Below are 12866 nucleotides of genomic sequence, written 5' to 3' on the forward strand. Positions count from 1 at the left end.
CTCTTATGAGCCAGGCAAAATCCGCGAGCATCATGGATTCTCGCATTCTCATTCCGGCCGTGGGTGCTGCTTTCACCAAGCTCAACCCCCGCGCGCTTGCCAAAAACCCGGTCATGTTCGTCGTGGCTACGGTCTCGGCGCTGACCACCGTTCTGTTCCTACGCGACCTCGTCTCAGGCAACGGCAATCTCGCCTTCTCCTTCCAGATCAACCTCTGGCTCTGGTTCACTGTGCTCTTTGCCAACTTCGCCGAAGCCGTCGCAGAAGGCCGTGGCAAGGCGCAGGCCGACTCGCTGCGCAAGGCCCGTACCGAAACCCAGGCCAAGCTGCTGACCGCCAACAATGGTACCGGCTACCGCATGGTGCCTGGCACGAGTCTGAAGGTCGGCGACCTCGTCCTCGTCGAGGCCGGCGATATCATCCCCTCGGACGGCGAAGTCGTCGAAGGTGTGGCCTCGGTCAACGAAGCGGCCATCACCGGCGAATCCGCCCCGGTCATTCGTGAATCCGGCGGCGACCGCTCGGCCGTCACCGGCGGCACGCAGGTTCTTTCCGACTGGATCCGCGTCCGCATCACCGCGGCGGCCGGCTCCACCTTCATCGACCGCATGATCGCGCTCGTCGAAGGCGCCGAACGCCAGAAAACGCCAAACGAAATCGCCCTCAATATCCTGCTTGCAGGCATGACGCTGATCTTCGTTCTCGCCACGGCGACGATCCCGAGTTTTGCTGCCTATGCCGGCGGCTCGATCCCGATCATCGTGCTCGTCGCACTCTTCGTCACGCTGATCCCGACCACCATCGGCGCCCTGCTGTCGGCAATCGGCATCGCCGGCATGGACCGTCTCGTCCGCTTCAACGTGCTCGCCATGTCCGGCCGCGCCGTCGAAGCCGCCGGTGACGTCGATACGCTGCTGCTCGACAAGACCGGCACGATCACGCTGGGCAACCGCCAGGCCACCAGCTTCCGCCCGGTCCGCGGCATCTCAGAACAGGATCTCGCCGATGCGGCCCAGCTCGCTTCGCTCGCCGACGAAACGCCTGAGGGACGCTCCATCGTCGTGCTCGCCAAGGAGAAATATGCAATCCGCGGCCGCGACATGGTGAGCCTGAAGGCCAGCTTCGTGCCCTTCACTGCCCAGACCCGCATGAGCGGCGTCGACCTTGACGGTTCGTCGATCCGAAAGGGTGCCGTCGATGCGGTGCTGGCTTACGTCAATGGCGATGCCTCCTCGAAGAATGGCGCTGAAGTCGTCCGCGAATTGCAGTCGATATCAGATGAGGTTTCCAAGGCCGGCGGCACACCGCTTGCTGTTGCCCGCGACGGCAAGCTGCTCGGCGTCATTCAACTCAAGGACATCGTCAAGGGCGGCATCCGCGAGCGCTTCACAGAGCTTCGCCGCATGGGCATCCGTACCGTGATGATCACCGGCGACAATCCGCTGACGGCGGCTGCCATCGCAGCAGAAGCCGGTGTCGACGACTTCCTCGCTCAGGCAACGCCTGAAATGAAACTGGCGCTGATGCGCGAGGAACAGGCCAAGGGCAAGCTGGTCGCCATGTGTGGTGACGGCACCAACGACGCCCCGGCGCTTGCCCAGGCAGATGTCGGCGTCGCCATGAACACCGGCACGGTCGCAGCCCGCGAGGCCGGCAACATGGTCGACCTCGATAGCGACCCGACGAAGCTTATCGAGATCGTCGAAATCGGCAAGCAGCTCCTGATGACCCGCGGTGCGCTGACAACCTTCTCGATCGCCAACGACATCGCCAAGTACTTCGCCATCATTCCGGCGATGTTCCTGACCTTCTACCCGCAGCTCGGCGTGCTCAACATCATGGGTCTCGCTACGCCGCAGAGCGCCATCCTGTCGGCGATCATCTTCAACGCGCTGATCATCATCGCGCTGATCCCGCTGTCGCTGAAGGGTGTCCGCTACCGCCCGATCGGTGCCGGTGCGCTGCTCTCCCGCAACCTGCTGATCTACGGCCTCGGCGGCATCATCGTCCCCTTCATCGGCATCAAGGCGATCGACATCGTCATCACGGCCGTCGGCCTCGCCTAAGGAGTAAAGTCCATGTTGAAAGAACTTCGCCCGGCAATCGTCATGATCGTTGCCACCACGGCCATCACCGGCCTCCTCTATCCGCTCGCCATGACGGGTGCCGCTCAGGCCATCTTCCCCTTCCAGGCAAATGGCAGCCTTATTGAAAAGGACGGAAAGGTCATCGGCTCCACGCTGATCGGCCAGGCCTTTACCAGCGACAAGTACTTCCACGGCCGCCCGTCCGCCGCAGGCGACGGCTACAATGCCGCTGCATCCTCCGGCTCCAACCTCGGCCCAACCAGCCAGAAGCTGATCGACCGCGTGAAGGGCGACTATGATGCGGCCAAGGCAGCCAACCCGAATGCCGAGGTTCCCGCCGACCTCGTCACCGCCTCGGGCAGCGGCCTCGACCCGCATATTTCGCCGGATGCCGCCTATTTCCAGGTGCCGCGTGTCGCCAAGGCCCGCGGTGTCGATGAAGCCAAGGTCAAGGCGCTGGTCGATGCAGCTGTCACAGGCCGCGAACTCGGCCTGCTGGGCGAGCCGACCGTCAATGTTCTGGCGTTGAACCAGAGCCTTGATGCTTCTATGACTCAGTAAAGGTTGAGAGCCCCGGAGCGCGACAAGCGGGCCGGGGCTTGCTCGTGAAGAAAGACCGAACCGCATGCCAGACGACAACCGCGACCAGGCCGGCAGGCCCTCTCCCGATGCGCTTCTCGAAAGGGCTCGGGCGGAGTCGCGCGGGCGCCTGAAGATCTTCCTGGGCGCTGCACCCGGCGTCGGCAAGACCTATGAGATGCTGGTCTCGGGCCATGCCAAGATGGCCGATGGCCTCGACGTGGTGATCGGTGTCGTCGAAACCCATGGCCGCAAAGAGACCGAGGCGCTGCTTGCCGGTTTCGAGATCGTTCCGCGTATGAAGATCGCGTATCGCGGCCAGTCGCTCGAAGAGATGGATCTCGATGCCATTCTCGCCCGCAAGCCCGATCTCGTTCTCGTCGACGAGCTCGCCCATACCAATGCCGAGGGCAGCCGCCATCCGAAGCGCTATCTCGATGTCAAAGAACTGCTCGACCGCGGCATCGATGTCTATTCGACGCTGAACATCCAGCATGTGGAGAGCCTGAACGACGTCGTTTCGCAGATCACCCGCATCCGGGTGCGCGAAACCGTGCCGGACTCTGTGATCGACATGGCTGATGATATCGAGATCATCGACCTCACACCCGACGACCTCATCAAGCGTCTTCACGATGGCAAGGTCTATGTGGCAAAGACCGCCGAGCGCGCGCTGACCAATTATTTCACGCCCGGCAACCTGACGGCGCTGCGCGAACTCGCCCTGCGCAAGACCGCCCAGCGCGTCGACGACCAGTTGCTGACCCATATGCAGGCGCATGCGATTTCCGGCCCGTGGGCCGCCGGCGAACGCGTGCTGGTGTCGATCGACGAGCATCCCCGCTCTGCCTCGCTCGTCCGCTATGCCTCGCGCATGGCCTCGCGCCTACGTGGCCCCTGGGCCGCCGTCTATATCGAAACCAATCGCTCCATCAATCTTTCGGAAACGCAGCGAGACACGATCGCAGCCACCTTGCGGCTTGCCGAACAGCTCGGCGGTGAAGCAATCACCATTCCCGGTCGCGAAGTGGCGGAAGAGCTGGTGCGGCACGCCACCGCCAACAACGTCACCCACATCGTCATCGGCGCCCCGAAGAAGCCGGTCTGGCGCGAGGGGTGGTGGAACCGTTCGACGACCGACGAGCTGATCCGGCGGGCCGGCGATATCAGCGTTCATGTCATTTCCGGAAACGAGAAAGACACGGCTTCGCAGCGCGGCGTCAAGGCGGCTCCGAGCGCGCCGACACTCAATTTCAGGGCCTATATCCTCTCGACAGCCTATGTCGCCGTTGCGCTGGCCGTCGGTGTGGTGCTCGACCAGGTTCTCGACGTACGCAATCTGGCGCTCGTCTTCCTAATGGCGGTGCTGACATCAGCGGTCATCCATGGCCTGAGGCCGGCGCTCTATACCTGTATCGTCAGTGCCCTCTCCTTCAACTTCTTCTTCCTGCCACCGCGCTATACGCTGACGATCAGCGATCCTGAAAGCGTGCTGGCGCTCTTCTTTTTCCTCGGCGTCGCCGTTATCGCCTCAAATCTCACGGCGACGGTGCAGCGGCAGGCGGTCGCCGCCCGGCAGAGGGCGCGCACGACGGAAGACCTCTATCTCTTTTCCAAAAAGCTCGCCGGCACCGGCACGCTCGATGACGTTCTCTGGGCAACCGCCTTCCAGATCGCCTCGATGCTCAAGGTGCGCGTCGTTCTGCTTCTGCCGGAGGATAACTCCATCGCGGTCAAAGCCGGTTATCCGCCCGACGATACGCTCGACGACGCCGATATTGCCGCCGCCCGCTGGGCCTGGGAGCATAATCATGCCGCCGGTCGCGGCGCCGATACTCTGCCCGGTGCCAAGCGCCTCTATGTACCGCTGCGCACCGGCCGCACCGCCGTCGGTGTCATCGGTCTCGACAGCGACCGCCGCGATGGCCCGTTGCTGACGCCCGAGCAGCAGCGTCTTCTGGACGCCCTGGCGGATCAGGCGGCACTCGCCATCGAGCGCGTCCAGCTCGTCGCCGATGTCGATCGCGCCAAGCTTGCGGCGGAAGCTGACCGTCTGCGGTCAGCCCTGCTGACTTCGATCTCGCATGATCTGAAGACGCCGCTTGCGGCGATCCTCGGCGCGTCCGGCACACTGCGCGACTATTTCGATTCCATGCCGGTGGAAGACCGCACCGACCTTCTGTCGACCGTCGTCGATGAATCCGAGCGCCTCAACCGCTTCATTGCAAACCTGCTCGACATGACGAAAATCGAATCCGGTGCTATGGAACCGAATTATGCACTGCACTATGCCGGCGATATCGCCGGTAGTGCCCTGCGCCGCGCCGCCAAGATCCTCGATCATCACAGGACCGAAATGACGATCCCCGCCGACCTGCCCATGGTCCGCGTCGATCCCGTTCTCTTCGAGCAGGTCATCTTCAATCTGCTCGACAATGCCGCCAAATATGCGCCCGAAGGTTCCGTCATCCACATCGAGGGTTGGGCGGATGCCGACAATGTCGTCGTACAGGTCTCCGACGAAGGCCCGGGCATTCCTCCTGCAGACCTCACCCGTGTCTTCGACACCTTCTACCGCGTGCGCAAGGGCGATCAGGTACGCGCCGGCACCGGCCTTGGCCTCTCCATATGCCGGGGCTTCATCGAGGCGATGGGCGGGACGATCACCGCCGGCAACCGGACCAACCACTCCGGCGCTGTCTTCACCATCCGCCTCCCCAAACCGAATGACATTCCCAAACTGGATGAACTCAAATGACCGGTTCAGCCGTCAAGATTCTCGTCGTTGATGACGAGCCCCCGATCCGCAAGCTCTTACGCGTCGGCCTCACCGCGCAAGGCTATGAAGTGCATGAAGCGCCGAATGCCGGTGCGGCTCGTCAGTCCGTCAAGGACGACCAGCCCGATCTCATCGTGCTCGATCTCGGCCTTCCCGACATGCCAGGCCATGACCTTTTGCAGGAATGGCGCGAGGACGGGCTCACCATGCCTGTCGTCATCCTGTCGAGCCGCACCGACGAGGCCGGCATCGTCAAGGCGCTGGAAAGCGGTGCCGACGACTATGTAACCAAGCCCTTCGGCGTCAACGAACTCGGTGCCCGTATCCGCGTGGCGCTCCGCCACCGGCTGCAGCAGCAGGGCGAAAAGGCCATCTTTCAGACGGGCGGTCTGTCGATCGATCTCGTCAAGCGCATCGTCAAGGTCGACGGCAGGGAGATCAAGCTGTCGCCGAAGGAATACGACATCCTGCGCGTACTCGCCCAGCATGCCGGCAAGGTGCTGACACATCAATTTCTTCTGAAACAGGTATGGGGGCCGGCGGCGGACGTGCAGTATCTGCGCGTCTATGTGCGCCAGCTGCGGCAAAAGGTCGAGCAGATTCCCGACCAGCCACACTATATCACCACCGAGACCGGCGTCGGCTATCGGCTCCGTGAACCTGACTGATACCTGCCGAAAACAGCATCGAGAATGAAATGAACCTCTCTAATATCATCCGGCCGGAGCACACCTTCATCGGCCTGTCGGTGACGACCAAGTGGCGCGCGCTGCAGGCGATTTCCGAAAAGGCCGGCAACGCCTTCCGCATTGACAGCCAGACCGTGCTGAAGGCGCTCGAATCGCGGGAGAAGCTCGGCTCCACCGGTATCGGCAACGGCATTGCCGTTCCCCATGCGGCAATCGACGGTATGACGAGCCCGCGCGGTCTCTTGATCCGCTTCGCGCAGCCGCTGGATTTCGATGCGATCGACGATATCCCGGCGGACATCGCCTTCGTACTGCTCTTCGGAGAAAATAATCGCGGGGAATATCTGAACGTGCTTGCCGCTATCGCCCGCAGGCTTCAATCGGAAGGCGTCCTGGCCGCCATGCGCAAGGCCAGAGGTGTCGATGAATTCTATTCGGATTTCATCGCGGATTCGCGCGTGTAAGGAAAAATTCGCTTCCCGCTTTGAACCTTCTCCCCGCCGAAGCGGGGGGAAGGCAAATCGAGAACAAGGGGCCGCTTCGGCCCCTTTTTATTAGAAGTCGCGCTGGAGACGCAGGAAACCGAAGGTTTCGTCGTCGCCGTCTTCTTCGTCGTGGTACTGAACGCTGAGCTTGCTGCGCAGATTTTCAACGATCTGGTAGTCGACGGTCACGCCGGTCGTGTAGGCGCTGCCGCCACTGAAGCCCTTGCCGTCGGCATCGAGCTCGATCTTGTCGAAATACTGGAAGGCCGGGGTAACGGCCCACTTGTCGGTGAGCTTCACCTTGTATTCGGCAGCAACCGTCCATTCGGACTCTTCGTAGTAGTAGTTGGCGCCGCTGGCCCAGATGCCAGCGAGGCCGAGGGTGCCGGGGCCGATGTCGGCATACAGGATTGCGCGGATAGCGCCTTCCTCGTTGTCGCTATCGTAACCACCGAGCAGGTAACCGCTGAATGCGCCGCTCTTGAAGGAAACCTGAGCTGCTACGCCGAAGTTGTTCGGACCTTCGTCGGGCTTCTCGTCATAGGCTTCTTCAAGTTCGTCGAGCGAGATACCGGCTGCGAAGCGGTCGGTCTCGTACTGATAGCGGATCGAGTTGTGGGTCGTCTCGTTGCTTGAGAGCGTGTCCGTCTCACCGCTCAGATCGTCATCCCACCAGCTGTACTGCTTACCAACGCGGAAGCCGGCGATATCGATGTAGCCTTCGTCGAGCGTGGTGGTCTGGTTGGTGGCGTTGTCAGCGTTGGTACGCAGCGTGATAACGCCGGTGAGCGTACCGTACTCGGTGTCGTTCTTGGTCTGGAAGGTGACCTGACCACGGGTAACGGCATCCCAGTCGGAATCGTTGTCACCGCCCTGGTTTTCGCCAACGTTAAGCTGGAAACGGATGTACCCGCTGATCTGAAGGCAGGTTTCGGTGCCCGGGATGTAGAAGTAGCCAGTCCCGTAGGCGTCGCAAACGCGAACGTATTCTACGGGCTCCGGCTCGGCTGCGACGATTGCGTCGGCTGCATGTGCTCCGGAAACCGCTGCAAGGGCGGCAACAGAGCCAAGAAGGATAGTTTTAATAGACATCAGAAAGACCTTTTAAGGTTTGAAAGAGGCGAGCAGTGCTTCAAGGACACCCCCACCATCGGTCGCCGAATCCCAACGACCGGAAATCCATGTAGGCACTCGAAAACGTCAGCGCTGCAAAAGATGACTAAAAATCGACACAGCAATGACACTTTCGGGATCCAACTGTGGCAGAAAAATCACGGCTGTGGCGTTGCGCCTTAATTGGCCGCGGCCAACTGACAGCACGTCCCATTCGCAATCACCCGCTGAAAATGGGATGGCTTTCTAAGGTTGGTCCCCGGAACCGGAACAATCTTCGTTTCATTATACGACCTAGTTGATAGAGTTTAGCGCATAACCACGGAGGGTTCCCATGCAGACTTTAAGGCTCACCCGGCTCATCGCGGCCGCGGTCATGGCAGGCAGCTTTGCGATCGGCAGCGTCGCACCGGCCTTCGCCGACCAGACGCTTCTGAACGTGTCCTATGATCCGACACGCGAATTATATAAGGATTTCAACGCCGCCTTCGCTGCAAAGTGGAAAGCCGACACCGGCGAAGCCGTAACGATCCAGGCCTCTCATGGTGGTTCCGGCGCCCAGGCGCGCTCGGTCATCGACGGCCTTGATGCAGACGTCGTGACCCTCGCTCTCGAAGGCGATATCAACGCGATCGCCAAGGCGACGGGGAAGATCCCGGCTGACTGGAAGACCAAGTTCCCGAACAATTCGACCCCCTACACTTCGACGATCGTCTTCCTCGTGCGCAAGGGCAACCCGAAGGGCATCAAGGATTGGAGCGATCTGATCAAGGACGACGTGCAGGTCATCACGCCGAACCCGAAGACCTCCGGCGGCGCCCGCTGGAACTTCCTTGCAGCCTGGGCATGGGCCAAGCAGGCGAACGGCGGCGACGAAGCCAAGGCGCAGGATTATGTGACCAAACTCCTGCAGCACGTTCCGGTTCTCGACAGCGGCGCACGTGGCGCTACGACCACCTTCGTCCAGCGCGGCCTCGGCGATGTCCTGCTCGCCTGGGAAAACGAAGCCTATCTCTCGCTCGAGGAATTGGGCCCCGATCAGTTCGAGATCGTGACCCCCGCCTTCTCGATCCGCGCCGATCCGCCTGTCGCAATCGTCGATGGCAACGTCGACAAGAAGGGCACCCGCAAGGTCGCGGAAGCCTATCTGAACTACCTTTATTCGGACGAAGGCCAGAAGATCGCGGCAAAGCATTATTACCGCCCGATCAAGCCGGAAGCAGCCGATCCGGCTGATATTGCCCGCTTCCCGAAGCTGACGCTCGCCACGATTGACGACTTCGGCGGCTGGAAGGATGCACAGCCGAAATTCTTCGGCGACGGCGGCGTATTTGACCAGATCTATAAGCCTGCCCAATAATAGGTCTTATGAGCGCACATAACCCCACACGGTGGCGGTTCAAGCGGCCGAGCGTCATTCCGGGTTTCGGACTGGCGCTCGGCCTTACCTTGATCTGGCTTACCCTCATCGTCCTTATCCCGCTGTCCGGCCTTGCCTGGCGGTCGAGCACACTCGGCTGGGAGAAGTTCTTCGGCATTGCATTCGACCAGCGAACGCTGAGCGCGCTGCGCATCAGCTTCGGCTGCGCCTTCATCGCCGCCTGTCTCAATGTCGTCTTTGGCGTCATCCTTGCCTGGGTCCTGGTTCGCTACCGATTCCCCGGCAAACGCATTATCGACGCCATGGTGGACCTGCCCTTCGCCCTGCCGACGGCTGTCGCCGGCATCGCACTGACAACCCTCTATGCTCCGAACGGCTGGGTCGGGCAGTTCCTGACGCCACTCGGCATCAAGATCGCCTTCACACCGGCCGGTATCGTCGTCGCCCTCATCTTCGTCGGCCTGCCCTTCATCGTGCGAACGGTCCAGCCGGTTATGGAAGAGATCGACAAGGAAGTGGAGGAGGCTGCCGCCACGCTCGGTGCCAATCGTTTCCAGACAATCGCACGCGTGCTGCTGCCGGGCCTTGCACCCGCAGTACTGACGGGCTTCGCCCTTGCCTTCGCCCGTGCCGTCGGTGAATACGGCTCGGTCATCTTCATTGCCGGCAACCTGCCATTCAAATCGGAGATCGCCCCGCTGCTGATCGTCATCAAGCTCGAAGAGTATAATTACGCGGCCGCAACGGGTATTGCTGCGATAATGCTGATCATCTCCTTTACGATGCTGCTCGTCATTAATCTCATCCAGAGCTGGAGCAGGCGGAGGTACGGTTATGGCGTCTGATTCCGTCGCAATCACCTCGACGGCCGGGGCGCACAAGGTTCATTCGGCCGTCACCGAAAGCAAGGTCGCCCGCATCGTGCTGGTCGTCATCTCGCTGCTCTTCCTGCTCCTGATCCTGTTTCTGCCGCTCGCAGCCGTCTTCGTCGAGGCCTTCCGCAAGGGTGTCGGTTCATTTTTCACAGCCCTTCAGGATGCTGAAACCTTCTCGGCCATCCGCCTGACGCTGATCGTCGCCGGCGTCAGTGTGCCACTGAACCTCGCCTTCGGCGTTGCCGCCGCCTGGGCGATCGCCAAGTTCGAGTTCAAGGGCAAGGCGTTCCTGACCACACTGATCGACCTGCCCTTCTCGGTCTCGCCGGTCATTTCAGGCCTCGTCTTCGTGCTGCTCTTCGGCGCCAACACCTGGCTAGGCCAGTGGCTGAGCACCAACGATATCAAGATCCTGTTTGCGGCGCCGGGGCTGATCCTCGCCACCATGTTCGTCACTTTTCCCTTCGTTGCGCGCGAGCTCATTCCGCTCATGCAGGAACAGGGAACGCAGGATGAGGAAGCGGCCCTTTCGCTCGGCGCAAGCGGCTGGCAAGCCTTCTGGCACGTCACGCTGCCGAATATCAAATGGGGCCTGCTCTACGGTGTGCTGCTGTGCAATGCCCGCGCTATGGGTGAGTTCGGCGCCGTGTCGGTCGTATCGGGCCATATTCGCGGGCAGACCAATACGATGCCGTTGCAGGTGGAAATCCTCTACAACGAGTATAATTTCACGGGGGCCTTTGCGGTCGCTTCGCTTCTGGCCTTGCTTGCCCTCGTCACACTTGTTTTGAAGACGCTGCTGGAAATGCGCTATAGCGCCGAAATCGCCGCCAGCCGGCGGCACTGAAGGAATTAGAATGGAAGTACGCGTCCAAAACATACGCAAGGAATTCGACCGCTTTCCGGCGCTGCACGATGTCTCGCTCGATATCCGCTCAGGTGAATTGATCGCATTGCTCGGCCCCTCCGGCTCCGGCAAGACCACGCTTCTGCGCCTTATCGCCGGCCTTGAAAGCCCGACCGAGGGCCAGATCTTCTTCGGCGAAGAGGATGCGTCGAGGAAAACAGTCCAGCAACGCAATATCGGCTTCGTGTTCCAGCACTATGCGCTTTTCCGCCATATGACAGTGCTCGACAACGTCTCCTTCGGCCTGAAGGTGCGCAATGCGTCGCGCCGTCCGCCGAAGGCGGAGATTCGCAAGCGGGCGCTGGAACTGCTCGACCTCGTACAGCTTTCGGGTCTTGAAAAGCGCTATCCAGCACAACTTTCCGGCGGCCAGCGCCAGCGCGTGGCCCTTGCCCGCGCCATGGCGGTCGAGCCGAACGTCCTGCTCCTCGACGAGCCCTTCGGGGCGCTTGATGCGCAAGTGCGCAAGGACCTACGCAAATGGCTACGCGAAATCCATGACCGCACCGGCCACACCACCGTCTTCGTCACCCACGATCAGGACGAGGCGATGGAACTTGCCGACCGCGTCGTCGTCATGAGCCAGGGTGCGATCGAGCAGGTCGGCACGCCGGACCAGGTCTATGACAGCCCCAACTCACCCTTCGTCTACGGCTTCGTCGGCCAGTCGAACTGCCTGCAGGTGGAGGTCGCCGGCGGCGATATCCACTTCGAGGGTCGCTCGCTCGGCCTCAATGCCGAGAGCGAGGCCGATGGTGCTGCGCAGCTCTATTTCCGCCCGCACGATGTCCGGCTCTGCGAATCCGCCGAGAACTGCATCGCCGGCCAACCGGTCGCCAGCCGGCGCGTCGCAGGCACCCGCCATATCGAACTCGACATCGGCAAGGATCGCCCGCATATCGAGATCGAGCTTCCGCCGAGCGAGGCCGATAGGCTCGACCGGTCCCGCGTCGCCTTCAAGCCGACACGCTGGAAGCTTTTCCGGAATTGACATAACTGCAACACCGGCTCCCGCCAGAATCGTATTTCGGCGGGAACCCTTTGTTATTTTTGTGATCTCCGGTTGTTTGTATTTTTGTCACATGCCGGGTAAAACGTTTTCGCTTAGATCGAAAAGGGCTGGACTAATCGATAGGAGGCACCTGGCGTTGAGGGCGGAGATTTCCTTTGGAAAATCCCTGGTCGGGATTTTATTCGTAGGACTGGCAGCCGCGAGCTGCACGACGACACCGAAACCGGCGGCAGCGCCGGTTAAAGCCAAATCGAAACAGGTTCAACCGGCAAAGGTCACTTTCAATTACACCACAAAAGATCGCGACTGCCTGAAGCGGGCGATGTACTTCGAATCGCAGCATTCGGATGAAGATGGCTATCTGGCCGTCGGCAGTGTGGTTATGAACAGGCTGACCTCCGGCGCCTATGCCGACTCCATCTGTGGCGTCGTGGCCCAGAAGAAGCAGTTTGCGCCCGGTGTCATGACGCGCGAAGTCAAGTCGCAGGCAGAGCCTGAGCTTGCAACCGCGGCTGACGCGATCCTGAAAGGCGAGCGCCATCCGGCCGTGAAGGACGCGATGTTCTTCCACACCGCAGGATTGAAATTTCCTTACAATAACATGCACTATGTGACGGTCGCGGGCGGCAACGCCTTCTACGAGAAGCGCGACGAAGATGGAACGCTCGAAACGCCGCCACCACTGCCGTCCTACGAAGTCGCGATGAACTATGTCCCCGGCGAGAGCATGCTGCCGCCACAGTTCGAAGTGCTGATCCCGTCAGATGTTCCGGTACCGATCCCGTCCCCAGACCCCGCGCCGACGGCAAGTACCAACCCGTTGCCGATACCAGCAGCGACCGCGATCGAGCCTGAACCCGGCACGCCTATCGCCATCCCGACACCGCGCCCTGCCTATGACAGCGTGATGTTGCGACCAGGCATTTCGGCAAACGGCGGCTGATTGCGGAAGAATGAAG

At 61.2% G+C, this 12866-nt stretch carries 11 protein-coding genes; 10 read left to right on the top strand and 1 reads right to left on the bottom strand.

Annotated elements, in window-relative coordinates:
* Window positions 1–5 precede the first annotated feature (5 nt).
* The 5 genes from kdpB (at window position 6) to ACR9ZQ_RS36100 (ending at window position 6598) form a co-directional block, all read left to right on the top strand.
* Window positions 6–2066: a potassium-transporting ATPase subunit KdpB gene (gene kdpB, locus ACR9ZQ_RS36080; protein ID WP_310382528.1), complete on the top strand. Its 2061-nt coding sequence runs from the start codon at window positions 6–8 to the stop codon at window positions 2064–2066.
* Window positions 2067–2078: 12 nt separating this feature from the next.
* Entirely contained in the window at window positions 2079–2648 is a 570-nt protein-coding gene (gene kdpC, locus ACR9ZQ_RS36085; protein WP_310382527.1) for a potassium-transporting ATPase subunit KdpC, read from the top strand.
* A gap of 64 nt (window positions 2649–2712) precedes the next feature.
* Window positions 2713–5424, top strand: a complete 2712-nt coding sequence (locus ACR9ZQ_RS36090; RefSeq protein WP_481430179.1) for a DUF4118 domain-containing protein — start codon at window positions 2713–2715, stop codon at window positions 5422–5424.
* Window positions 5421–6113 (top strand): response regulator transcription factor, encoded by a 693-nt coding sequence (locus tag ACR9ZQ_RS36095; protein ID WP_007820889.1) that lies wholly within the window; start codon window positions 5421–5423, stop codon window positions 6111–6113. Before ACR9ZQ_RS36090 ends, ACR9ZQ_RS36095 begins: the two co-directional genes overlap by 4 nt.
* A gap of 29 nt (window positions 6114–6142) precedes the next feature.
* Window positions 6143–6598 (top strand): PTS sugar transporter subunit IIA, encoded by a 456-nt coding sequence (locus ACR9ZQ_RS36100; RefSeq protein WP_481430180.1) that lies wholly within the window; start codon window positions 6143–6145, stop codon window positions 6596–6598.
* 90 nt (window positions 6599–6688) lie between these two features.
* Here the strand turns inward: ACR9ZQ_RS36100 and ACR9ZQ_RS36105 are convergent, their stop codons facing one another.
* Entirely contained in the window at window positions 6689–7711 is a 1023-nt protein-coding gene (locus tag ACR9ZQ_RS36105) for a porin (protein ID WP_481430181.1), read from the bottom strand.
* Between the two features lie 355 nt (window positions 7712–8066).
* On the opposite strand from ACR9ZQ_RS36105, the gene ACR9ZQ_RS36110 reads away from it, so the two are divergent.
* The 5 genes from ACR9ZQ_RS36110 (at window position 8067) to ACR9ZQ_RS36130 (ending at window position 12850) form a co-directional block, all read left to right on the top strand.
* Window positions 8067–9092: a sulfate ABC transporter substrate-binding protein gene (locus ACR9ZQ_RS36110; protein WP_113321472.1), complete on the top strand. Its 1026-nt coding sequence runs from the start codon at window positions 8067–8069 to the stop codon at window positions 9090–9092.
* Window positions 9093–9100: 8 nt separating this feature from the next.
* A complete protein-coding gene (gene cysT / locus ACR9ZQ_RS36115) occupies window positions 9101–9958 on the top strand; it encodes a sulfate ABC transporter permease subunit CysT (RefSeq protein WP_025668786.1) in 858 nt (285 codons plus the stop codon).
* On the top strand, window positions 9948–10835 hold the full coding sequence (gene cysW, locus ACR9ZQ_RS36120) for a sulfate ABC transporter permease subunit CysW (protein ID WP_439017749.1): 888 nt from the start codon (window positions 9948–9950) through the stop codon (window positions 10833–10835). The genes cysT and cysW overlap by 11 nt, the downstream gene beginning before the upstream one ends.
* Window positions 10836–10845: 10 nt before the next feature.
* Window positions 10846–11886 carry a sulfate/molybdate ABC transporter ATP-binding protein gene (locus ACR9ZQ_RS36125; protein ID WP_310382520.1) on the top strand — a complete coding sequence of 347 codons (1041 nt, stop codon included), beginning with the start codon at window positions 10846–10848 and terminating at the stop codon, window positions 11884–11886.
* A 157-nt stretch (window positions 11887–12043) separates the two neighbouring features.
* Entirely contained in the window at window positions 12044–12850 is an 807-nt protein-coding gene (locus tag ACR9ZQ_RS36130) for a cell wall hydrolase (protein WP_481430182.1), read from the top strand.
* Window positions 12851–12866 lie beyond the last annotated feature (16 nt).

The organism is Rhizobium sp. KNZ14-9A (assembly GCF_056755015.1).

Bases quoted from the DNA above. Each gene is read 5' to 3' on its own strand.
- kdpB (WP_310382528.1), top strand. From the start codon at position 6: ATGAGCCAGGCAAAATCCGCGAGCATCATGGATTCTCGCATTCTCATT.
- kdpC (WP_310382527.1), top strand. From the start codon at position 2,079: ATGTTGAAAGAACTTCGCCCGGCAATCGTCATGATCGTTGCCACCACG.
- ACR9ZQ_RS36090 (WP_481430179.1), top strand. From the start codon at position 2,713: ATGCCAGACGACAACCGCGACCAGGCCGGCAGGCCCTCTCCCGATGCG.
- ACR9ZQ_RS36095 (WP_007820889.1), top strand. From the start codon at position 5,421: ATGACCGGTTCAGCCGTCAAGATTCTCGTCGTTGATGACGAGCCCCCG.
- ACR9ZQ_RS36100 (WP_481430180.1), top strand. From the start codon at position 6,143: ATGAACCTCTCTAATATCATCCGGCCGGAGCACACCTTCATCGGCCTG.
- ACR9ZQ_RS36105 (WP_481430181.1), bottom strand. From the start codon at position 7,711: ATGTCTATTAAAACTATCCTTCTTGGCTCTGTTGCCGCCCTTGCAGCG.
- ACR9ZQ_RS36110 (WP_113321472.1), top strand. From the start codon at position 8,067: ATGCAGACTTTAAGGCTCACCCGGCTCATCGCGGCCGCGGTCATGGCA.
- cysT (WP_025668786.1), top strand. From the start codon at position 9,101: ATGAGCGCACATAACCCCACACGGTGGCGGTTCAAGCGGCCGAGCGTC.
- cysW (WP_439017749.1), top strand. From the start codon at position 9,948: ATGGCGTCTGATTCCGTCGCAATCACCTCGACGGCCGGGGCGCACAAG.
- ACR9ZQ_RS36125 (WP_310382520.1), top strand. From the start codon at position 10,846: ATGGAAGTACGCGTCCAAAACATACGCAAGGAATTCGACCGCTTTCCG.